Here is a 23,698-nt window from a genome sequence, read left to right on the forward strand (position 1 = left end):
CGATCCAACGATCGGCGCGGGTTTCGTGAGACGCCGCATGGACGCCGCCCCTTCCGCAGACCATATCGCTCAACGGGTCGTGATCGTCGGCGGCGGCACGGCCGGTTGGATGGCGGCAGCGGCCCTTGCCCGGTTCGCACCAGCGTCCACCCGCATCACCCTGATCGAATCCGACGCGATCGGAACGGTAGGTGTCGGTGAGGCTACCATTCCCGGTATCCGCCTGTTCAACCAGATGCTGGGGCTGGACGAGGCCGAGTTCCTCCGCGCGACCAACGGCAGCTTCAAGTTGGGTATCCGGTTCGAGGGCTGGTCGGGCGAAGGCAGCGGCTATCTCCACGCCTTTGGCAGCATCGGGCGTGGCCTGGGCCTGGTTCCCTTCCATCATTACTGGCTGCGCGGCGGCGGGGCGGCGAACCCGGCCTCGCTCTGGGGCCATATGCCGAGCGCGCAAGCCGCCATGGCGGGCCGCTTCGCTCCCGATCCCGGCCGTCCCGACCTGCCAAGCGGGCTGGCCTGGGCCTATCATTTCGACGCCAGCCTCTATGCCACGCTGCTTCGCCGTCATGCGGAGGCAGCGGGCGTGGTACGGGTGGAGGGGCGCATCGCCTCGGTCGCGCGCGAGCCGGGCGGGCGGGTCGACCATGTCGTGCTCGACGGCGGTCAGGCCCATGCGGGCGACCTATTCATCGACTGCACGGGTTTCCGTGCGCTGCTGATCGGCGAGACGCTGGCCGAGCCGTTCGACGACTGGTCCGAGTTTCTCCCCTGCGACCGCGCGCTGGCGGTGGCGGGCGAGCGGACCAGCCCCCTGCCCCCCTATACCCGTGCGATCGCACATGGCGCAGGCTGGCGCTGGCGCATTCCGCTTCAGCACCGCACCGGCAATGGCCTGGTCTATGACAGCCGCCATCTGTCAGAGGACGAAGCCGCCCATCGCCTGCTGACCGCGCTGAACGGCGAGGCGATGGGCGAACCCCGCCGCTTGCGCTTCACCACCGGACGGCGGCGGCGTGCCTGGGTCGGGAACTGCGTCGCGCTCGGGCTGGCGGCCGGGTTTCTGGAGCCGCTGGAGTCGACCAGCATCCATCTGATCCAGTCGGGTATCGCGCGGCTGCTCGACTATTGGCCGGGGACGATCCCGCCAGCGGTCGAGATCGATGCCTATAACCGCGAGACGGCGGCCGAGTGGCTGGCGATCCGCGATTTCCTGATCCTGCATTACCATGCCAATACCCGCCCCGAGCCCTTCTGGACCGAGCGCCGGGCGGTGCCCCTGCCCGAGAGCCTTGCCGCCCGCATCGCGCTGTTCCGCGCGAACGGTCGGTTTCGCCGGGAGGGCGAGGAACTCTTCGCCGAACCCGCCTGGGTGCAGGTTATGATCGGCCAGGGCATCATCCCGGCCGCACATCATGCGCTCGCCGATACGCTGTCGGCGGACGAGCTCGACGATTTTCTCAGCCTCACCCGGCGTCACGCCGCGCAGGTGGCCGCCCGGCTGCCGACGCACGACGCCTTCCTCGCCGCGCATTGCGCCGCCCCTGCCCCAAAGGTTTTTGCATGAAGACGCTGCTGCTCGCGCTCCTCGCGACCGCCACGCCGCTCGCCGCACAGGATTACCGCCAACGCCTGCCGCAGGACGAGGTAATCTATTTCGTCCTGCCCGACCGGTTTGAGAATGGCGACACCACCAATGATCGCGGCGGGTTGAAGGGCGGGCCGCTGACCACCGGTTTCGATCCGACGCACAAGGGCTTCTACCATGGGGGCGACCTGAAGGGGCTGACCAAACGGCTCGACTATATCCAGGGGCTGGGCGCGACCGCGATCTGGCTGGGGCCGATCTTCAAGAACAAGGCCGTGCAGGGCGCCAAGGGCCAGGAAAGCGCGGGCTATCACGGCTATTGGATCACCGACTTCACCACGGTCGATCCGCATCTGGGCAGCGAGGCGGACCTGCGCGCCTTCATCGCAGCCGCGCATGGCCGGGGGATGAAGGTCTATATGGACATCATCGTCAACCATACGGCGGACGTGATCCAGTATCGCGAATGCGCCGAGGGCTCGCCCTGCCCGTATCGCGACCGTGCGACCTACCCCTATCAGCGGCACGGCGGCGTGAGGGGCGCGGCGATCAATCCAGGCTTTCTGGGTGACGACGTGCAGACGACGGCGAACTTCGCGAAGCTGACCGACCCGAACTACGCTTATACGCCCTACGTGCCCGCAGCCGAGAAGAACGCCAAGACCCCCGCCTGGCTCAACGACCCCATCTATTATCACAATCGCGGCAATACGAGCTTCGAGGATGAAAGCTCAACCACCGGCGACTTTTCGGGACTGGACGATCTTTACACCGAAAATCCGCGCGTCATTGCGGGCATGATCGACATTTACGGCAGCTGGATCGACCGGTTCGGCATCGACGGCTTTCGCATCGACACCGCCAAGCATGTGAACCCGGAGTTCTGGCGCAGTTTCGTCCCCGCCATGCTGGACCGCGCCAAGGCCAAGGGCATTCCGAACTTCCATATCTTCGGCGAGGTGACGGCGGGAATGGAGCCGGGTGCGCTGGCCCGGTGGACCAAGATTGCCGATTATCCGGCGGTTCTCGACTTCGCCTTCATGAACGCGGTGATCCAGACGGTCGCCGAGAACAAGCCGACCCGCGTCCTCTCCAACCTGTTCGAGGGCGATGTGTTGTACGCCAAGGGCGAGGCGACGGCGGACATATTGCCGACCTTTCTGGGCAATCACGACCATGGCCGCTTCGCGCGCGACGTGCGGGTCGCGAACCCCGATGCTTCGGACGAAGAAATCCTGAAGCGGGTCGAACTCGGCCACGCCATGCTGCTGACGCTGCGCGGGGTGCCGACCATCTATTCGGGCGACGAACAGGGTTTCGCGGGCGACGGCAACGACCAGGACGCGCGTGAGGACATGTTCGCCAGCAAGGTCGCCAGTTACAACGACAACAGGCTGGTCGGCACGTCCAAGACGACCGCGACCGACAGCTTCCTGCCCAGCCATCCGCTCTACCGCGAGATCGCGACCCTCGCCCGGCTGCGCACCGCCAATCCCGCGCTCACGCGAGGGCGGCAGGTGATCCGCGCGCGCGGCGATGCGCCGGGCCTGTTCGCGGTGTCGCGCTTCGATCCCGCCACGGGGCGCGAATATGTGATCGCCTTCAACACCTCGGCCAAGCCTCTTGCTCAGGCCGTGCAGGTTGAAACGGCATCGCAACGTTTCGCCACCATGGCCGGCACCTGTGCCCCGACCGCCGCCGCGCCGGGGAGCCTGATGTTGGAATTGCCCGCTTTCGGCTATGCCGTCTGCGCGGCGGAGAGCCGTTGATGACCGAGACTGCCCATAAGCCCGCGCGCCCCTGGTGGAAGGGCGCGGTGATCTATCAAATCTACCCGCGCAGCTTCGCCGACAGCAATGGCGACGGCATCGGCGACCTGCCCGGCATTACCGCGCGGCTGGACCATGTCGCCAGCCTGGGCGTGGATGCGATCTGGCTGTCGCCCTTCTTCACCTCGCCGATGAAGGATTTCGGCTATGATGTGGCGGACTACCGCGATGTCGATCCGATCTTCGGAACGCTCGCTGACTTCGACGCGCTGGTCGCGCGGGCGCACGAACTGGGGCTGAAGGTCGTCATCGATCAGGTGTACAGCCACACCTCCGACGAGCATCCTTGGTTCACCGAAAGCCGGTCCAGCCGCACCAATGCCCGCGCCGACTGGTATGTCTGGGCCGATGCCAAGCCCGACGGCTCGCCGCCGTCCAATTGGCAGTCGGTGTTTGGCGGCCCCGCCTGGACCTGGGACGCCCGGCGTGGGCAATATTATCTCCACAATTTCCTGAAGGAGCAGCCGCAACTTCACGTCCACCACCCCGAGGTGCAGACCGAATTGCTGGCGACGGCGCGCTTCTGGCTGGACCGGGGGGTGGACGGCTTCCGGCTCGACGCGATCAACTTCATGATGCACGAGCCGACGATGCGCGATAACCCGCCCGCGCCCGACACCGGCAAGACACGCACCCGCCCGTTCGACTTCCAGTTGAAGCTCTATAACCAGAGCCACGCCGACATCGTGCCGTTCCTCGAGCGTATCCGCGCCACGCTGGATGAGTATGGCGACCGCTTCACCGTGGCCGAGGTCGGCGGCGACGAGGCCGATCGCGAGATGAAGCTGTTCACCGCCGGGGACCACCGGCTGAATACGGCTTACGGCTTCGACTTCCTCTATGCGGATCGGCTGACCCCGCGCATTGTCGCGGAGGCGGTGGCGAAATGGCCCGCCGAGCCAGGCATGGGCTGGCCGAGCTGGGCGTTCGAGAATCATGACGCGCCGCGCGCCGTGTCGCGCTGGACGACGCCCGAACACCGTGATGCCTTTGCGCGAATGAAGATGCTGTTGCTGCTGTCGCTTCGCGGCAATGCCTTCGTCTATCAGGGTGAGGAGCTGGGGCTGACCCAGGTCGATGTCCCCTTCGAGCGGCTGGTCGATCCGGAAGCGATCGCCAATTGGCCGCTGACCCTGTCGCGCGACGGCGTGCGCACGCCGATGCCGTGGAGCAGCAATGCCATTAACGGAGGCTTCTCGGACTCCGAACCCTGGCTGCCGGTCGGGCCGGATCATGCCGCGCTCGCGGTCAACCGTCAGGACGGTGACCCGGACTCTTTGCTGAACCTCACCCGCCGCCTCGTCCGGCTTCGGGCCGAAACGCCTGCACTGGCGGTCGGCGACCTGACGCTGCTCCATGCCGACGATCAGCTGCTCGCCTTCGAGCGGCGCGAGGGCGACCAGCGCCTGCTCTGCCTGTTCAATCTGGGCGATACGCCCGTGACCCTGCCCCCTGCCCTGCCGCATGGGCAGCGGGTGCTGGTCCAGATCAATAACGCCGCCGACGAACGCCTGGGCGCGTTCGGGGCGGCGATCCGGGAGATGACTGCATGAAGACGACCATTGCCATCGGCCTCGGCCTGATCGCCAGTGCGGCACAGGCCCAGAACGGCCCCGCCGATCCGGCGGTCAACGAGACGTTCAAATTCGCCAAGCCCGCGGGCCAGCCCGATGCAGTCGAAACCTCGCCCGACGGCAAGATCACGGTGCAGGTCTCGACGGACAATGACGGTCGCGCGGTCTATATGATCGCGCGGAACGGCAAGGCGATCGTCGCGCCGTCGCGGCTGGGCATGATGTTCACCGACGCGCCCAAGATCGAACGCGGCCTGAAGATCGAGGCGGTTACTCACGCCAAGTCCGACACCAGCTGGACCCAGCCCTGGGGCGAGTGGCGCACCATCCGCGACAATCACCGCGAGATGCGCGTCCGCCTGATGGAATCGAGCGCGCTCCACCGCCGCTATGACGTGGTGTTCCGGGTGCAGGACGACGGCGTCGGCTTCCGCTACGAATTTCCCGAGCAGCAGGCCTTGGCCAAAGCGAACATCGCCGAGGAGCTGACCGAGTTCAACATCGCGCAGAACGGGACGGCGTGGTGGAAGCCCGCCTTCCTGTGGAACCGCGAGGAATATCTCTACAACCGCACGCCGATCACAGCGGTCGGCACGGCGGCGACGCCGATCACCATGAAGCTGGACGACGGCACCCATATCGCCATCCATGAGGCGGCGTTGGTCGACTATGCCAGCATGGGGCTGATGAAGACCGAGGGGAACAGCTTCAAGGCGGTCCTCACCCCCGGCTCGGGCGCACCCAAGGTGGTGAAAACGGGTGCCTGGACGACGCCGTGGCGGACCCTCCTGATCGCACCGGATGCGGGCGGGCTCTACATGAGCCATCTGATGCTCAACCTGAACGAGCCCAACACGCTGGGTGACGTGTCCTGGGTCAAGCCCGGCAAGTTCGTCGGCGTCTGGTGGAAGATGATCAAGGGCGAATGGAGCTGGGCACGCGGGCCCCGCCACGGCGCGACCACGGCGAATGTGAAAACCTATATCGACTTCGCATCGAAATACGGCATCCCCGGCGTGCTGGTCGAGGGGTGGAATATCGGCTGGGACGGCGACTGGGCGGGCAATGGCTCGGCGATGCAGTTCGCGACCCCGGTGGAGGATTTCGATGCCGATGCGCTGGCGACATACGCCAAGTCCAAGGGCGTCTCGCTGATCGGCCACCACGAGACCGGCGGCGCGGTCAGCCATTATGAGAGCCAGTTCGATCCGGCGTTCAAATTTGCTGCCGATCATGGCGAGCATGTGGTCAAGACCGGCTATGTCGCCGATGCCGGGCAGATCGAGCGGGTGAACGCAGACGGCTCGGTGAGCCGCGAATGGCATGAAAGCCAGTGGATGGTGAACCACCATCTCCGCGTGTTGCAGGCCGCCGCCAGGTACAAGGTGTCGATCGACTCCCACGAGCCGGTCAAGGACACCGGCCTGCGCCGTACCTATCCCAACTGGCTGGCGCGCGAGGGCTCGCGGGGGATGGAGTATAACGCCTGGCCCGGCAAGAACCCGCCTGAGCATGAGGTCAACCTGGCCTTCACCCGGATGCTGGAAGGTCCGATGGACTTCACGCCGGGCGTGCTCAGCCTGACCGGCAGCGACAACAGCCCGATCCAGTCGACCATCGCCAAGCAGCTGGCGCTCTATGTGGTGCTCTACTCGCCGGTACAGATGGCGGCCGACACGCCTGAGAATTATGCGAAATACCCGCAAGCGTTCCGCTTCATCGCGGATGTGCCGGTGGACTGGGAGGATAGCCGCGTGCTGAACGGCGAAGTCGGCGATTACGTCACCTTTGCGCGGCGTGATCGCAAGAGCCGCGACTGGTATGTCGGGTCGATCACCGACGAGAATGCGCGGGAGTTGACCGTCACGCTCGACTTCCTCGATCCGGGCAAGCGTTACGAGGCGCAGGTTTACAAGGATGGCCCCGGCGCGACCTATGCCACCGACGCGCGCCATTCGATCGCGTTCGAGACCAGGCGGGTGAAGAAGGGCGACACGTTGACCCTCTCCCTCGCGCCGGGCGGCGGCCAAGCGATCCGGTTGAAGGCGCTCTGATCCAAATCCTCCCCAAGCTTGCTTGGGGAGGGGGACCATCGCGTCAGCGATGGTGGAGGGGCGGACGGACCGGCCATGCCCCTCCACCACGGCCTTCGGCCGCGGTCCCCCTCCCCATCTGACGATGGGGAGGATTGGAAGTTATTTTGTCGGGAAGCCGCGTTGCTTCAGCAGCGCGTTCACATCCGGGTCGCGGCCCCGGAACGCACGATACGCCTCGGCGCGATCGGTCTCGTTCCCCGTCGACAACAGGATCCGCGCGAAGCGGTCCGCCGTCGTCTTGTCCCATGGGCTGCCCGCTTCCTCGAACGCCGCGAAGGTGTCGGCGTCCATCGTCTCCGACCAGAGATAGCTGTAATAGCCCGCCGAATAGCTGTCCGAGGAGAACAGGTGATTAAATTGCGGCAGGCGGTGCCGCATCACCAGTTCCTTCGGCATGCCGATCTCCTTGAGCGTCGCCGCCTCGAATGCCGCGGGATCGACGATCCCATCGGGGATGGTGTGCAGCTTCATGTCGACGATCGCCGAAGACAGATATTCGGTCGTCGCGAAGCCCTGGTTGAAGGTCTCCGACGCCTTGATCTTGTCGAGCAGCGCCTGCGGCATGGGCTGGCCGGTCTTGTAGTGGCGGGCGTATTTATCCAGCACGTCGCGGGTCAGCAGCCAATGCTCGTTCACCTGGCTGGGATATTCCACGAAGTCGCGCGGCGTGCCCGCCAGTCCCGGATAGGTGACGTTCTGGAGCATCGCGTGGATCGCATGGCCGAATTCGTGGAACAGCGTCTCGGCATCGTCCAGGCTGATCAGCACCGGCTCGCCCTTCGCGCCCTTGGCGAAGTTGTTGTTGTTCGATGACAGGACATTCTGCACCGGCGGCAGATTGCGCTGGCCGCGATAGGTGTTCGCCCAGGCACCCGAGCGCTTACCCGTCCGGGCGAAATCGTCGCGGTAGAACAGGCCCACTTCCTTGCCGTCGCGGGTCACATGCCAGACGCGCATGTTCGGCTCGAACACCGGGACCGTGCCGGTGATCTCCTTGAACTCAAGCCCGTAGAGCCGGTTCGCGGCATAGAGCGAACCCTGGATGATGTTGTTCAGCTCGAAATAGGGCTTCAGCTCGGCCTGATCGAGGTCGTAGCGGCTCTTGCGGACTTTCTCCTGATAGAAGCGATAGTCCCAGGGCTCGATGGTGATCTTCGCCCCGTCCTTATCCGCAATGGCCTGCATGTCGCGGACCTCCTCGGCGACGCGGGCCTTGGCGGCGGGCCAGACGCGCATCATCAGGTCCATGGCGGCGGCCGGGGTCTTGGCCATCGTATCCTGCATCCGCCAGTCGGCATGGGTCTTGAAGCCCAGCAGATGTGCGCGGTTGGCGCGGAGTTTCACGATGCGGGCGATGGTCGCCTTGGTGTCGTTGATATCGCCATTGTCGCCGCGCTTGGTGAAGGCGCGCCACACCTGCTCGCGAAGCGCGCGATCGGTGGCGAAGGTCAGCACCGGATCGACCGCCGACCGGGTATTGACGATCGCCCAACCCTGCTGCCCCCGCTCGGCCGCGGCCGCCTTGGCCACCGCCTTCACGCTGTCGGGCAAGCCTGCCAGCCGCGCCTCGTCGGTGACGATGATCGCGGTGCCTTCGTCGGCGAGCAGCCGCTGCGAAAACTCGCTGAAGTTGATCGCCAGATTCTGGTTGAAGGCGGACAGTTCCGCCTTCTGGGCCGGGGTCAGCTTGGCGCCCTGCCGTACGAAGCTATCATAGGTGCGCGTGACCAGCCGCTTCTGCTGCGCGTCCAGGCCGCTGGTGTCCCGCGCCTTGTAGATCGCCTCGATCCGCGCGAACAGCTTAGGGTTGAAGGTGATTTCGTCCGACGCCTTGGACAGCTTGGGCGACCATTCGCGGTCCAGCGCCTGATAGGCCGGCGTGTTCATATTGCCCGTCATCACCCCGAACAGCGTCATCACGCGGTTCAGCGTCTGTCCGGCATTCTGCATCGGCACGAAGGTGTTGACGAAGCTCGGCTTGGCCGGGTTGTTGGCGATCCGATCATAGTCACGCTTGCGCTCGGCGAGCGCGGCCTCGAACGCCGCCGGGAACAGCTCGGGCTTCACCTTGTCCCAGGGCGGTACTCCGCCATAGGGGCCGGTCCATGGCGCGATCAGGGGGTTGGTGGCGGGTGCCTGTACGGCCTGGGGCGGAGACGCCATGGCGGACGTGCTCAACAAAGCCGCCAGGGCGGCGGCGAGGGACAGATGACGCAATGTGAACTCCCGGTCATGAAAGGCGCATCATCACCATAAGCCCGTGTTTCGGTGGGTAAAGTCTTGTGACCTATCCCACGCCGCCCTGCGCCTCTGCCAGTCGGGCCGCCGCCATCAGCCCTTCGCCGGTGGCACGCGCCGCAGCGGGCGTCATCGCCACCGCCACGCCATTGGGCCCGTCGAGCATGACGACCCCGCATTCGGCGGTCGCCACGCCTGCATCGTCATGAACGCCGTGATAGGGGCTGCCTGGATCGCCGAGCGGGGTCATGCGCCCGGCTTGTCCAGAGTCGGGCCGCCGCCATAGAGATAGCCGGGGTCGAAATCCGCAAGCGCGGCCAGCATGTCGAGGTCGAGAATATGCGCCTCCCCACTGCGAAAGGTCATCAGCCCCCGCTCGCGCAGCGAGCGAAGTACGCGGTTGAGATGCACCGGGGTGATCCCCGCCGCCTCCGCCAGATCGATTTGGGTCACCGGGAAACGGAACACGCCGTCGCGAACCAGGTCGACCATGGCCAGCCGCGCGTGAAGCTCGCAGAACAGATGCGCGACGCGACCATCGGCCTCCAGCCGCCCCAGCCGGAACACCCATTCCCGGTGCATCGCCGCGTCGAGCAGCGTCGAGAACCATAGCAACCGCGTCAGCCGGGGATAACTGGCGACGATCCGTTCCAGCCGATCATGTCCCGCCAGTGCGACCCGCACGGGGGTCAGCGTCGCGATGTCATGGTCCAGATGGCGCATCGCAAAGCCGTGCAGATCGACGAAATCGCCGGGGACATGAAAGGCGACGATCTGGCGGTTGCCCTGTCGGTCGTCCATGTACCGGCACATCACGCCTTCCAGCAGCAGGCTGCTGTAGCGAACCCGTTCATCCTGGCGGATGACGATGGTGCGGGCGGGGATGGCTCGAACCTCCTCGACGCTGTCCTCCAGCTTCGAGACGTCCTCCGCCGTCATGGTGTCGCGCCCCCGCCCCTTCAGGAACAATTCCGTCAGCAGCGGCCCGTCATCGGCGCGCCTTTGCTCCCGTCGCGTATCGATTGCAGAAACCGACATGACCTGTCCCTCGCCCAGCGTTCGGAAGGGAAATCCCCCGCATGGGCAAAGTGTTCCGCAAGCGACACGATCACGGCGTCAGTCGCCGATCGGCTTCCCCGCCGCCTGCACCGGATCGCCACCATGCGGCAAGTCCTGCGGCGCCTTGCGGTTGCTGCGGACCGAAGCCCAGAAGGCCAGACCGATCAGCGTCGCGCCGATCAGGCCCGTGATTGTCTCGGGAATGTGGAACCGCACCGACAGCAGCATGATCGTCGCCAGCGCGACGATGGCATAGAAGGCGCCGTGCTCCAGATAGCGATATTGCGCGAGCGTGCCGTGATCGACCAGCATGATCGTCATCGAGCGGACGAACATCGCCCCGATGCCCAGGCCCAGCGCGATGATGAACAGATTGTTCGACAGCGCGAACGCACCGATCACCCCGTCGAACGAGAAGCTGGCATCCAGCACCTCGAGATACAGGAACGCCGCGAAGCCCGACCGCGCCGCCGCGCCCGTCGCCGCATCGCCGTCGCTGCCCAGCAACACGCCGATGGCATGGACCGCGATATAGGTCAGCAGGCCGAAAATGCCCGAGGTGATGAAGGTCATCGCGTCGTCTGCCGGGATGAACCGCGAAATGGCGTAGAGCGCCAGCAGGACGATGCCGGTCGCCAGCCCCGAAATGTCCCGCAGCGCGGCCAATGGGCGTTCGATCACGGGCAGCCAATGCTCCTCCTTCTCGTCGTCGAGGAAGAAGTTCAGGCCGACCATGGCCAGGAAGCTGCCGCCGAAACCGGAAATACCGACATGGGCGGAGGTGATGATCTGCTCATAACGCACCGGATCGCCCGCCGCGAGTTTCACCGCCTCGATCGGCCCCAGATGCGCCGCGATCGCGACGATGGCGAGCGGGAAGACGATGCGCATCCCGAACACGGCGATGATGATGCCCCAGGTCAGGAAGCGGTGGCGCCATTTGTCGTCCATGTCGCGCAGCACGGTGGCGTTGACGACGGCGTTGTCGAAGGACAGCGACACCTCCAGCACGCCGAGCACCAGCACGATCCACAAGATGCCGAGCGTACCGGGGACCGTTCCCGTGCTCTGAAAGCCCAGCCAGGCGGCGATGGCCAGGCAGAGCAATGTGAACAGAAGCGATCCCTTATAATATTTCAACAGCAACTGACGGTCCCCTGTACCTGTCCGATCGATCGCATGGCGTGGCGCTCCGACGATCGGGACTAAAGTCCGGCTCGTCGGATTTGTTCAATCGGGCACCGACCCTATCGCCGCGAAGAGGCGCCGGGACAAGTCGGGATCAGGCCGCCGTCAGGCGCGGGCTTCAGATACGGGCGTCGTTTCCGATCAGCTGTTCGGAAATGCGCGTCGCCGTCGCACGCAGCACCGCCAGCGCCTGGTCGACATCCACCGTCGCGTCGGTAATGCGGATGAAGGGCACGGTCAGCACGGCGACGGCACGCCCGCCGCGCATGATCGGCACGGCGAGTTCGACCATGCCGGGCAGTTCGGCGCTATCCGTCTGCACAAAGCCCTGAGAGCGAATTGCATCCGTCGTCGCGATCAGGGCCGCACGACGCTCATTCGACAGGGGCGGGTCGAACAGGCCGTCCCATTCGGCCCGTGTCTCATCCGGCTGGAAGGCATAGAGCAGCTGCCCCGACGGGGTCTCATGGATCGGGCGGCGATAGCCGACACGCACCGAGAAGCCGACCGAGGTATTGGCCTCCATTCGCGCGATGACCGAGGATGCCGCGCCGGAGGGAATGGCGAGGTAGCAGGACTGGCCGATACGGTCGGACAGCATCCGCATTTCGGGCAGGGCCTGTTCCATCAGACTGCGCACCGGCGGACGCTTCAGCGCCAGATGGAACAGGCGAGAGGTCATGACATAACCGTCCGGCCCCTGCGAAACATAGCCGCGATGTTCCAGCACCTGGATCATCCGGAACAGCTCGCCCGTCGACCGGCCGAGACGGGTGACGATCGCGCTCATCGTCAAGGGCAGGTCCTCGGCGGCCAGCAGCTCCAAGATATCGAGCCCTTTTTCCAGCGCCGGGGCGCGGTAGAGCCGCTTATCGTCCAAGACTTCTGGCGCTTCGCTGACCAAAAATTCCCTCCGTCCCGGTCACCGTCCAAACGCGACCGTCATCCATTCTCATTAGCCGATACGCGCGCCTATATAGCCTGCGCTTGAGGCGGCAATATGATTAACGTCAGGATGACAGTAATTTAATCAATCAGAATGTGGACGATGTCGGGCGCCACCGTCGCGATCGTCCTGGCCTGGCCCGGTGCGGTTCCGGCCTGACGGGCGGGATCGACAAGGACGACGCGCCAACGTCCGGCATGGTGGCTGGCCGAGACGATATTGTCCGCGCCGCCCATGGCCCGCACGAGCGTATCCGGCAGACTGGTCTGCGCCTTGGCGGCGACCTCGTGGACCGGTGCGGCCGTGACCGGAGCCGCCGCGCGGGCGGTGGCGGCGATCGGCCCGGACTCGACGGCGGCGCGCATTTCCATCGCCACGGCGTCGGCAATCGGACCCAGCACGACCTGAACGCCGCTGGCCGAGGGACGCAGGATACCGCGTGCACCGAGCCGCTTGAGCACAGGCTCGTCGACCTGGGCGGGATCGACCACGATCAGGCGCAGGCGGGTGGTGCAGGCCGCGATCTCGCTGAGGTTCGTGCTGCCGCCCATCGCTGCGACGAAGGATGCCCCGCGCCCGCCAGCGATCTCGGTCGCCTCGCCCTCGGCCGCCGCCTCGACCTCACGGCCCGGCGTCTGCAGGTTCCAGCGGCGGATCGCGAAGCGGAACACCGCATAATAGATCAGCGCATAGGCCGCGCCGATCGGCAACAGCATCAGCGGCTTGGTCGCCTTGCCGAAATTGATGACGTAATCGAACAGACCGGCCGAGAAGGTATAGCCCAGCCGTACGCCCAGCGCGTTCATCAACGCTTCCGACAGACCGGTCAGGACCGCGTGGAAGGCATAGAGGACCGGCGCCAGGAACATGAAGCTGAACTCGATCGGCTCGGTCACGCCGGTCAGGAACGACATCAGCGCCAGGCTGAACAGCATGCCCCCGACCGCCTTTTTCCGCTCCGGCAGCGCTTCATGATACATGGCCAGACACGCGGCCGGCAGGCCGAACATCATGACAGGGAAGAAGCCGCTCATGAATGCGCCCGCGGTCGGATCGCCCGCGAAGAAGCGGGTCAGGTCGCCGGTCTTGCCCTGATAATCGCCGACCACGAAATAGGCGACGGTGTTCAGGATGTGATGCAGGCCGGTGACGACCAGCAGGCGATTGAGCACGCCAAAGGCGAACAGCCCCAGCCCGCCCGCCTGGACGATGCCTTGGCTCATGGCGTCGATGCCCGCATTGACCGGCCCGAACGCCACGCCCAGCAGGGCGGCGAGACCCAGGCCCGCAATGCCCGAAATGATCGGCACGAAGCGACGGCCACCGAAAAAGGCCAGATATTCCGGCATCTTGATGGTGGCGAAGCGGTTGTAGAAATTGCCGCCGATCAAACCGGCGACGATGCCGACCGGCACGTCGAACCGATGGACCGACTTGGTCCGCCACGCCGCCTCGACGGTCGCGGCGATATCCTTGGCCAGTCCGGCTCCCGTCCCGGCGGGCGGCACGATCAGGGTTTCGGCACCCTTGATGGTGACGAGGTAGCAGGTGATGCCCGCCAGTGCCGCCGCGCCATTGCCGTCACGGGCAAAGGCGGTGGCGACACCGACCGCGAACAACAGGCCCAGATTGTCGAAGATCGCATTGCCCGCATTCGCCATGAAGGCGATGTTCAGCATGTCAGGCTGACCCAAGCGCAGCAACAGGCCCGCGACCGGCAGCACCGCGATGGGCAGCATGAGCGCCCGCCCGAGCGATTGGATGGTGGCCATGGGCGAGCTCATGCGCCGATCTCCTGAAGCATAGTCGTGATGTGCGCGCGGACCGCCGCCGCCGAGGGGAGCGCCAGCGCGGCAATCGCGGCGGCGCGGCATTTCACCATGTCGAGCTTGCCGACCAGTGCCTTGATCGCCGCCACCCGCGCCGGGGGCACCGACAATTCGGTGACGCCCAGGCCCAGCAGGATCGGCACCGCCAAGCGATCGGCGGCCAGCGAACCGCAGACGCCGACCGGCGTGTCGTGCCGCGCCGCGCCGTCGCAGGTCGTGCCGATCAGACGCAGCACCGCCGGATGAAGCCCGTCGACCCCCGCCGCCACGGCCGCATTGCCGCGATCCATGGCCAGCGTATATTGGGTCAGATCGTTCGTACCGATCGAGAAGAAGTCCGCCTTACGCGCGAGAATATCGGCGGAAATCGCGGCGGCGGGCGTCTCGATCATGACGCCGACCTCGGCTTTGCGACCGTGGCGCTCGACGACGGCGCGAACCGCCTCCAGTTCGGACAGGCTGGCGATCATCGGGGCCATGATCCGACACGGCTGGCGCACCGCCAGGATCGCAGCCACCTGATCCTCCAGCAGCTGCGGATCGGCGAGCGACACGCGGATGCCGCGCAGGCCCAGCGCCGGATTCTCCTCGACGGGCAGGTCCATATAGGGCGCGGGCTTGTCGCCGCCGACATCGAGCAGCCGGACGATCATCGGCCGGTCGCCCAGTGCATCGGCGATCGCCTGATAATCGCGGGCCTGTTCGTCGCGAGTCGGCGCGGTGGCGCGTTCCAGGAACAGGAATTCGGTGCGCAACAGGCCGCAGCCCTCCGCGCCCTCGGCCACCGCCGCCTGGGCATCGGCGACCGAGCCCAGATTGGCGAACATCTCGATCCGGGTGCCGTCCGCCATGCGGCAGGGCCCCTGCGCGGCGCGCGCGGCTTCCATCTCGGCCTTGCGGCGGGTGATGGTGTCGCGCACCTGACCCTGTGCCTCCGCATCGGGCTCGGGGTCGATCAGGCCGCGATCGGCGTCGAGCACGATGACCCGGCCATCCTCCAGCGCGGCCAGCGGCTCACCAAAGGCGACCGCCATGGGCAGGCCCATGCCCGCCGCCAGGATCGCCGCATGCGAGGTCGGCCCGCCCTTGACCAGCGCGATGCCCGCCACGACGGCGGCGTCGAGCGCTGCGACCTGGCTGGGCAGCAAATCCTCGGCGACCAGGATCGCGCCTTGCGGGACGCTCGGCCCTTCGATGGGCAGGCCCGCCAGGGCTGCGAGCACATGGCGTTCCAGATCGCGCAGATCGTCGGCGCGCTCGGCAATACGGCGGTCGCCACTCGATAACAGGACCGCGACCTGCTCGGAGATCGCTTCCTGCCACGCCACGCCCGCGCTCATCCCCCGGCCGATCATGGCCAAAGCGGCGTCGGTCAGTGTCGGATCGGCCAGCATCGCGCCATGCGCGGCCATCACCCCGCCGCGTGCGCCACCGGCGGCGGCCGCCCGGGCCAGGCCTTCGCGCACCGTGTCGAGCGACTCGTTCAGGCGGGTGCGCTCTTCCTCCTCGGTACCCGCCCGCGTCTCAACCGGAATGGCGGCACGGGTCAGCCGGTGGATCGGCCCGACCGCAAGGCCCGGCGCGGCGGGCACACCGCCCAGCCCCGGCCCCTCGCCGCGTACCGGCTCGGGCACATCGACTGGCGTTTCCTCGGGCGTGGCGTCGTTCAGGAAAGCGATCACCTCGGCCAGGGCAGCGGCGGCCTGTGCCCCGCTCGCCTCGATCCGCACGGTCGTGCCATGGCCCAGACCCAGCCCCAGCAGACCGACGGCGCTCAGTGCCGAGGCATGGCGGTCGCCGTGATACAGGGTGACGCGCGCGTCGTGCTTGCGGACCGCCTCGACCAGTCGCGCGGCGGGACGGGCGTGCAGTCCATGCGACAGCGCGACGACCGTTTCCTCGACCAGCATGTCGCCGCCCATGTCGGCATCGACCGTCTCGACGCCCAGCGGCACGACGCGCAGCAGCGGATCACCGACCGCCACCAGCCCCTTGGCGATGGGCTCGACGGCATAGCGGGTGGCATCGGCCACGATGATCGGCGTGACGACAGCGGGGGCATTCTGGACCAGATAGTCGAGGTCGAAGCGGATCAGCGGCTGGCCCGCCAGCACCTTCGCGCCCGCCTGTACCTGCGGCGTCAGCCCCTTGCCGCCCAGCGACACGGTGTCGATACCGATATGGCAGATCAGCTCATAGCCGTCGGTGCTGCGCAGCGTGACCGCATGGCCCGCCTCATGCACCGTCAGCACGGTCGCGTCGCAGGGCGCGCACAGCGCGTCGTTGACCGGATCGATCGCGACACCGTCGCCCAGCATCTTCTCGGCAAAGACCGGGTCCGGCACTTCGGCGAGCGGCGTCACCCAGCCTGCCAGCGGCGCAAAAACGGTCAGGTCACTCATCGCACGTCACTTTCGCCAAACTGCTTTCCTTCCCCGTGAGCGTCCCCGCACGCCGTCAGCGCGGGCGGATCGTCACCCGGCCCAGCAGGCCGCCATCGATATTGCCCATCCCCGCGACGATCAGCGCGACGGTCCGCTTGCCTGCACCGGACGGCAGGGTCGCCGTCATGGGGCCGGGCTTGGGATCGCGCTTCTCCGCGACCAGCTGCCCATCGACCCACAGGCTCGCCATGCCGCCGACGGAGGCCAGCCGCAGTTCGCCGCCGCGCGCCGCAACCGCCCGCCGGGGCGTGACGACCGCGCGATAGACGCGCCAGCCCGCCCCCTCCGCCGGGGTCGGCGTACCCGCCTGGACAAAGGCCCAGCCATTATTGTCGCTGGCGGCGGGTGCGAGGTCGGGCGACGGCCTGGTCGGCAGCAGCGGCGAGCGCCGCCATTCGCGCACGTCCATATCGCCGTTCATCACCGCGATCTGCGCACGCGGCGTCACGCCCAGCCGGTCGAGCTTTAGCGTGGCAGGCTTCAGCCCGTCCGCCGTCGCGCGAATAGTGATCCGCCCGCGCCCGGTATCGGGCCGTACGATCATCTGGGCGAGGCCGTTGAACAGCGAGCGCTGATTGCCCTTTTCAGGCTCATGGCTGTTGGGATCGCCGTTGCCGACCCCGATGATCGCACCGCCTTCGATGGTGAAGCGGGTCATCAGATTGGCGGTCGGGACGTGGCGGCCCTTGGCATCCACGGCATCAATGGTGATCGCCTGCGCGTCCTCGGTATCGCCCGCCATCACGGTGCGCGCCGGGGTCAGCCGAAGGGCGACCGGCACACCAACCGTCTCATGCGCGGCGCGCGCAACTTCATGGCCGCCGCGATAGGCGATCGCCTCGATCCGACCCGGCGCATAAGGGATAGTCCACTCATTGCCCATCAGCCGGTCGACCGCCGCCTCCCCGACCGTCTTCCCGTTCAGGCGAAGGACGATGCGCTCGGCATTGGACAGGACCATGACCTTGGTCGGCTTGCCCTCGCGCCCCGGCCAGCTCCAGTGCGGTGCGATCGCGACCACCGGCTGGTCGTCGACCCAGGCGGCGCGGTGGATGTCGAAGGCGGTCTTGGGAAAGCCGCACAGATCCATGGTGCCGAAGAAACTGGCAATGCTCGGCCATTCATAGGGCGTCGGCTCGCCATGATAGTCGAAGCCGGTCCAGACGAAGCCACCCGCCACGAAGGCGCGCTCGGCGAGCTTCTTCCACGCGCCCCGATGCGTGTCGCCCCAGCTCGCCGCCTCGACGTCATAGCTCGACGCGATGTGGCGGGCCGGATCACTCTCGAACGCGCCGCGCGTCATGAAGGCGCTGGTATCCTCCGAGCTGGTCATCGGCTTGGCCGGGTTCAGCTGGTGATAGCGGTCGTAATCGCCCTGATAATAATTGAACCCGGTCACATCGACGACCTGCGCGACGTTGACCGGATTGAAGAACGCGCCGTTCATCGCCGCCGTCACGGGGCGGCTGTCGTCCAGCGCGCGGACCCAGTGCGCCATGCGCTTGACCATCTCGACGCCCGCAGGCGTGCCCTGCATCGGTTCCTCGTTAAAGACCGACCACATGATGACGCTGGGGTGGTTGCGGTCGCGCCGGACCAACCATTCCAGCTGCGCGCGATATTCGGGCGCGGGATTGAACTGCCGGTTCTCGTTCATCACGAGGAAGCCCAGCCGGTCGCACCAGTCGAGCAGTTCCGGCGTCGGCGCATTGTGGCTGGACCGGATGGCGTTGCAGCCCATCGCCTTCAGCCGCTCCAGCCGCCAGCCGAGCAGCGCGTCGGGGATGGCGGTACCGACGCCCGCATGATCCTGATGCAGGCAGACGCCCTTCAGCTTAACGGGGCGGTCATTGAGGAAAAAGCCGTTGGCCGCGTCGAAGCGCAGCGTACGGAATCCGATCGGCACCCGCCGCTCGTCCGCCACCTGTCCATCGCGCACAAGCCGTACGTCGAGCGTGTAGAGGGTCGGCCGCTCGACCGACCAGAGCATGGGGTCGGCGACCGGCAGGTCGAACGCGGCCTTGCCCTCGTCCAGCGCGGGCACCGTTGCCTGTGCCTGTCCTTGCGCGACCACCCTGCCCTGCGGATCGAGCAGGCGTGCCTCGACCATGACCGGGCTGTCGGTGTCGATGATGCTGGTCAGTGTCGCCGTGACGGGGACATGCCAGCCGGACTCGCCCTTGCGCGGATCGCCATGAACGCCGTCGGTCGCGATCGAGACCGGCGCATAGTGGCCCAGCCAGACATGGCGATAGAGTCCGGCGCCCTCATACCACCAGCCCTCCATCGCCTCCGCATCGACGCGGACGGCAACGACATTGGCCTCGTCCCCGAACCGCGCGAACGGGGTCAGGTCGATGCGGACCGCGTTATAGCCCGAGAAATTGTGCGAAACGACACTGCCATTGACCCAGATCGTGGCGTTCGTCGCGATGCCACCAAATTCCAGCTCGATCCGCCGTCCGCGCAAAGCCGGGTCGAGGCGGAAGCTGCGTCGATACCAGCCGATGCCGCGCGGGCGATAGCCTTGCGCGACATTGGCGGTCTTCACGAAGGGCTGGAACGAGGCCCAGTCATGCGGCAGGTCGACCGACTGCCAGTCGCTGTCATCATAATCGACCGCCGCCGCGCCGCGCGCATTGCCCGCCTTGACCGACAGATAGGTCGCGTTGTGCGTGTCGAGCGGCGCAGGCTCGACATCGCCTTCATGGAACAGCCAGCCACGATCCATCAGGACTCGGGCCGCATCCTGCACCGGCAGCGCGGGCGGAAGCTGGTCCACGGGCTCGGGCATGGGCAGCGCGCCCGCGCCGTCCGCCGGGCGGCGACTGGCGGCGAAGGCCGGGATGGGCGCCATGCCGCCCGCCAGCCCCACCACCGCGCTGCCCAGCAGAAGGTCGCGGCGCGCGACCGTCATGCCGCGACCGGCTCCGCCGAGGCGATACGCGTCTCGACCGGCTTGAGCGCGGCGTCGAGCACCACCCAGTCGGCGCGCAGGTCCTGGGCCAGTGCCCCGCGCTCATGCGACAGACCGAGGAACGCCGCCGGATGCGTCGCGGCCATCGCCGCCGCCTGATCAACGGTGATGCGCAGCTGCTCGACCGCATTGGCGACCGCCGACCCCATATCGAGGTCCGAGCCCGCCAGCGTGCCGTCGGTATAGGTGCACTTGCCGCCCGACACGTCGATATGACGGCCGTGGAGCACGAAGTCCTTCACCACCGCGCCGACCGACGACATAGCGTCCGTGACGAGCATCAGCTTGTCGAACGGCCGCGCCTTCATCGCCAGCCGGAGCATCGGCGCCGAGACGTGGAAGCCGTCGATGATCAGCCCCGCATAAGGCCGCGGATCGTCGAGCGTCGCGCCCGCCAGACCCGGCACACGCTGCTGCATAGCAGGCATCGCGTTGTACAGATGCGTGACGCCGACGACGCCCGCACCGAACGCCTCGACCGCCTGCTCATAGCTCGCCTCGCTATGGCCCGCGCTCACCAGTACGCCCGCTTCCGCCAGACGACGGATGGTGGCGACCGGCACCCGCTCGGGCGCGATGGTCAGCATGACCTTGCCCTTGCGGGGGCGGGTCAGGACGGCGATCATCTCTTCGTCCAGATCGCGGAAGCGCGTCGGATCGTGGATGCCCTTGCGCGCCGGGTTCAGCACCGGGCCCTCGACATGGATGCCGACGATGCCGGGCACCTTCGCCTCGATCGCCTCGTCGATCGCGTCGAGCGCGCGGGCGATCTTGTCCGGCGTCTCGCTGACCAGGGTCGGCAGCATCGCGGTGGTGCCATAAACGGCATGCGCCGCCGCCATGGTCGCGATGCCGTCCACGTCGAGACGGTCGTTGAACAGCACGCCGCCGCCGCCATTCACCTGCGTGTCGATATAGCCGGGCACGACCCAGCCGCCGTTCAGGTCGATCGTGTCAGTGGAGCCGTCCACGGCGCCGATCGAGGCGATGCGGTCGCCGTCCAAAACGATCTCCGCACCCGGCAGGACGCCGCCCTGGGTCGCGACATGGCCGTTGACGAAACGGAAACGGGTCATAGCGTGCGGGTCACTTTCTGCAGATGCGGCGGCGAGTCGGGGTCCATGCCACGGGCGAGCGCCAGCGCCTCGACCATGCGGTAGAAGCTGGCGAGCATCGCAATCGGCTCCAGCGCGGGATGGCCTGCGACCATCGGCAGCGCACCACCCTGCCCCGCGACGAACGGCTTGGCGTCGCGGCCCTCGAACTGGTCGGCGACCGCCTTCACATCCTCGCCCGCCACGTCGGAGGTGGCAAAGCCCAGCACCGAATAGCCAGGCTCGACGATACGCATCGGGCCGTGGCGCACTTCGGCGGCGCTGAACGGCTCGGCCTGGATCGAGCAGGTTTCCTTGAGCTTCAGCGCGGCTTCCTGCGCGACGCCGTAACCGTAACCGCGACCCAGCACGAACATCTGGCTGACCTCGCGCAATCCCTCGACCGCCGAGGACCAGTCGAGGCCCAGCGCCTGTTCGACCTGACCGGGCAGATCGCCCAAGGCGGCCTCCAGCGTCTCGTCGCCAGCCCAGGCGGCGGCGAGCTGCGCCAGACCCGCCAGCGCGGTCAGGCAGGACTTGGTGGCGGCGACGGCCTTTTCGGGACCGGCCGACAGCGGCAGGAAGGTGTCCGCGCCGGTCGCCAACGGCGACTCCTCATCGTTCACGAGCGCGACGATATGCGCGCCGCCCGCACGATATGCCTCGACCGTCGCCAGCAGGTCCGGGCTACGCCCCGACTGCGAGATGGCGATGACCAGCGCACCCTGCACCTTCATCGTCGTCTCGAAGATCGATGCGACCGAAGGCGCAGCCGACGAAACCGGCACGCCGGTCTTGGTCTCCAGGATATATTTGCCATAGGTCGCGGCGTGGTCCGACGACCCACGGGCGATGGTGATGATCACCGGCGGCGGGGCGGCACGCAGCCGCTCGGCCAGCGCCCGGACGGTGGGCGCATTGCGCGCCAGCAGCCGGGCGATCGCTTCCGGCGCCTCCCCCGCTTCCGCTCCCATCAGGGTGCTGGTCCCCGCACTACCGGCGGTCATCACATCAGACATCGGTTAACTCCGCGACGAAATCATAGGCATCGCCGCGATAGAAGGACTGGGTATATTCCACCGCCCGTCCATCGCGTAGAAATCCGCGCCGTTCGATCAACAGGCCCGCATGGCCCGGATCGACATCCAGCATCTTGGCATGATCGGGCCCGAACGGCACCGCACGCAGCCGCTGCAACGCGCGCACCGGCCGGTTGCCGGTCCGCTCCAGCGCCGCATAGAGCGAGCGGTCGACCGCCTCGATCGAGGGCAACGCAAAGCCCGCAATGGTCGATACCTCGATCGCCATCGGCACCTCGTCGGCGAAGCGCACACGCTGGAAACGATAGACCGGCGCCCCCGGCGACAGGCCCAGCGACAGCGCCTCTTCCGGCGTCACCGTGCCCGGCGCGCGGCTGACCCACTGGCTGCTCGGCGTGCGGCCGCGCGCGATCATGTCTTCGGAGAAGGAGGACAGCTTGGAGAAGCTCTTCTCCACGCGCCCCGCGACGAAGGTCCCCGCGCCGCGCCTCCGCGTCAGCAGCCCTTCCTCGACCAGTCCGCCGATCGCCTTGCGCACCGTGATCCGCGACACGTCATATTCGATCGCCAGATCGCGCTCGGCGGGGATCGCATCATCCTCGGCCAGGACATTGTTGGTGATCGCATCGCGCAGCAACTGCTGGAGCTGGAGGTATAACGGCGCGGGGTTCCCCTTTCGGAAGGAGCCGACCTGCGCCGAGAATGTCATGGCCGCGCCATCCCCCTTTGCCCGGGCGTCGCTCATGCCACGCCCCGCTTCGCCAACAGGCTTATCGCAGCCGAACCAAGCGAGCAATAGGTATTATATTTGGCATACATTGGCTTTTATCCTTCCCCTATCTTTTGTCGGATCGCGGCGATGCGATCGGCGCTTGTCCGGCGCCTGGGCCCGACCGCAAACCCCATGCCGAGCACCCGCGAATCCCCCCAATCCTCACGCACGCTGGCCGAGGCGTGAACCGCATCGACCCCGGTCCGGGCGATCAGCACCCCGACATTGTCCGCCGAGACACCCGATCCCGCGATGATCGACAGGCGCCCATTCGCCACTTCGACCATCTTCGCGATGACGTCGGCGCCCTGCTCGGCCGTCGCCGCCCCGCCCGAAGTCAGGATATGGTCATAGCCCAGCTCCGCCGCCTGTCCGACCGCCTCGACGGGGTCCGCCACCAGATCGATCGCCCGGTGCAGCACGATAGCCACCCCCGCCGCCGCCTCGCGCCAGCGCGCCAGCACGTCCAGGTCGAGCCGCTGGTCGTCCACCATCGCCCCGACCACGACCCCCGCCACGCCCATCGCCACCATGTGACGGATTTCTTTCGTGGCGAGTCCCATATCGGCACGGTCATAACGGAAGTCGCCGTCGCGTGGCCGCACCATCGCGTGCACCGGCACACCGGACTCCACCGCATGCGCCACCAGCGCCGCCGAGGGCGTCAGACCGCCCAGACCCAGCGCACCGCAAAGCTCGATCCGGTCCGCCCCCGCAGCCACGACCGCCGCCACGCCGTCCGCGTCATCGACGCAGATTTCCAGTAGCGGCGCTCCAGCGCGGACTGGTGACATGACCATCTTGAACTTCCCCCGGCCCATTTGCGCCGCGCACCGGGACCACCGCCGCGCGGGTTTTTCACAGATGAGTCATTTAAGCAGTACGCCGGACAATGCGCCAGCCCAATGGTCTCATGACAAGAACGTCATATTTTTTTCCGTTTACGGACCAATGTCAGTTTGGTTACAGGTTGGTAGTTCCAGCATATCGTATAACAAGCTGGCCGGGGAGGACGCCACCAGCCATC

At 66.8% G+C, this 23,698-nt stretch carries 16 protein-coding genes; 4 read left to right on the forward strand and 12 right to left on the reverse strand.

Features of this window, described 5'->3' with window-relative positions; all coding sequences use genetic code 11:
* Window positions 1–37: 37 nt before the first annotated feature.
* From ASF14_RS17785 to ASF14_RS17800, 4 genes are read left to right on the forward strand one after another with little or no spacing between them, the layout of a single operon-like run.
* Window positions 38–1,564 carry a tryptophan halogenase family protein gene (locus ASF14_RS17785; protein ID WP_056438168.1) on the forward strand — a complete coding sequence of 509 codons (1,527 nt, stop codon included), beginning with the start codon at window positions 38–40 and terminating at the stop codon, window positions 1,562–1,564.
* Window positions 1,561–3,354 carry an alpha-amylase family glycosyl hydrolase gene (locus tag ASF14_RS17790; RefSeq protein WP_056438170.1) on the forward strand — a complete coding sequence of 598 codons (1,794 nt, stop codon included), beginning with the start codon at window positions 1,561–1,563 and terminating at the stop codon, window positions 3,352–3,354. The genes ASF14_RS17785 and ASF14_RS17790 overlap by 4 nt, the downstream gene beginning before the upstream one ends.
* Complete coding sequence (locus ASF14_RS17795; RefSeq protein ID WP_056438173.1) at window positions 3,354–4,967, forward strand: alpha-glucosidase family protein; 1,614 nt, start codon at window positions 3,354–3,356, stop codon at window positions 4,965–4,967. Before ASF14_RS17790 ends, ASF14_RS17795 begins: the two co-directional genes overlap by 1 nt.
* Entirely contained in the window at window positions 4,964–7,042 is a 2,079-nt protein-coding gene (locus tag ASF14_RS17800) for a glycoside hydrolase family 97 protein (protein WP_056438176.1), read from the forward strand. Before ASF14_RS17795 ends, ASF14_RS17800 begins: the two co-directional genes overlap by 4 nt.
* 141 nt (window positions 7,043–7,183) lie before the next feature.
* Here ASF14_RS17800 and ASF14_RS17805 read toward each other — a convergent pair whose 3' ends face one another.
* The 12 genes from ASF14_RS17805 to ASF14_RS17860 all read right to left on the reverse strand — a co-directional run bounded on the left by ASF14_RS17805 (window position 7,184) and on the right by ASF14_RS17860 (window position 23,471).
* Window positions 7,184–9,301 (reverse strand): M3 family metallopeptidase, encoded by a 2,118-nt coding sequence (locus ASF14_RS17805; RefSeq protein ID WP_056438179.1) that lies wholly within the window; start codon window positions 9,299–9,301, stop codon window positions 7,184–7,186.
* A gap of 70 nt (window positions 9,302–9,371) precedes the next feature.
* Complete coding sequence (locus tag ASF14_RS17810) at window positions 9,372–9,572, reverse strand: hypothetical protein (protein WP_056438181.1); 201 nt, start codon at window positions 9,570–9,572, stop codon at window positions 9,372–9,374.
* Window positions 9,569–10,360, reverse strand: coding sequence for a Crp/Fnr family transcriptional regulator (locus ASF14_RS17815; protein ID WP_082442318.1), 792 nt, complete (start codon window positions 10,358–10,360; stop codon window positions 9,569–9,571). Before ASF14_RS17815 ends, ASF14_RS17810 begins: the two co-directional genes overlap by 4 nt.
* 78 nt (window positions 10,361–10,438) lie before the next feature.
* A complete protein-coding gene (locus tag ASF14_RS17820) occupies window positions 10,439–11,524 on the reverse strand; it encodes a DUF475 domain-containing protein (RefSeq protein WP_056438484.1) in 1,086 nt (361 codons plus the stop codon).
* A gap of 163 nt (window positions 11,525–11,687) precedes the next feature.
* Window positions 11,688–12,449 (reverse strand): IclR family transcriptional regulator, encoded by a 762-nt coding sequence (locus ASF14_RS17825; protein WP_236697125.1) that lies wholly within the window; start codon window positions 12,447–12,449, stop codon window positions 11,688–11,690.
* Window positions 12,450–12,595: 146 nt separating this feature from the next.
* Complete coding sequence (gene nagE, locus ASF14_RS17830; RefSeq protein ID WP_201780615.1) at window positions 12,596–14,299, reverse strand: N-acetylglucosamine-specific PTS transporter subunit IIBC; 1,704 nt, start codon at window positions 14,297–14,299, stop codon at window positions 12,596–12,598.
* On the reverse strand, window positions 14,296–16,746 hold the full coding sequence (gene ptsP, locus ASF14_RS17835) for a phosphoenolpyruvate--protein phosphotransferase (protein WP_056438184.1): 2,451 nt from the start codon (window positions 16,744–16,746) through the stop codon (window positions 14,296–14,298). The genes nagE and ptsP overlap by 4 nt, the downstream gene beginning before the upstream one ends.
* A 55-nt stretch (window positions 16,747–16,801) precedes the next feature.
* Window positions 16,802–19,705, reverse strand: a complete 2,904-nt coding sequence (galA, locus tag ASF14_RS17840) for a beta-galactosidase GalA (protein ID WP_056438187.1) — start codon at window positions 19,703–19,705, stop codon at window positions 16,802–16,804.
* Window positions 19,702–20,841, reverse strand: a complete 1,140-nt coding sequence (nagA, locus tag ASF14_RS17845) for an N-acetylglucosamine-6-phosphate deacetylase (RefSeq protein ID WP_056438191.1) — start codon at window positions 20,839–20,841, stop codon at window positions 19,702–19,704. Before nagA ends, galA begins: the two co-directional genes overlap by 4 nt.
* Window positions 20,838–21,878 carry an SIS domain-containing protein gene (locus tag ASF14_RS17850; protein ID WP_056438194.1) on the reverse strand — a complete coding sequence of 347 codons (1,041 nt, stop codon included), beginning with the start codon at window positions 21,876–21,878 and terminating at the stop codon, window positions 20,838–20,840. The genes nagA and ASF14_RS17850 overlap by 4 nt, the downstream gene beginning before the upstream one ends.
* Window positions 21,871–22,608 carry a GntR family transcriptional regulator gene (locus tag ASF14_RS17855; protein ID WP_056438491.1) on the reverse strand — a complete coding sequence of 246 codons (738 nt, stop codon included), beginning with the start codon at window positions 22,606–22,608 and terminating at the stop codon, window positions 21,871–21,873. Before ASF14_RS17855 ends, ASF14_RS17850 begins: the two co-directional genes overlap by 8 nt.
* Before the next feature lie 116 nt (window positions 22,609–22,724).
* Complete coding sequence (locus ASF14_RS17860) at window positions 22,725–23,471, reverse strand: copper homeostasis protein CutC (RefSeq protein ID WP_082442320.1); 747 nt, start codon at window positions 23,469–23,471, stop codon at window positions 22,725–22,727.
* Between the last annotated feature and the right edge of the window lie 227 nt (window positions 23,472–23,698).

Source organism: Sphingomonas sp. Leaf257, assembly GCF_001422185.1.
GTDB lineage: Bacteria > Pseudomonadota > Alphaproteobacteria > Sphingomonadales > Sphingomonadaceae > Sphingomonas > Sphingomonas yabuuchiae.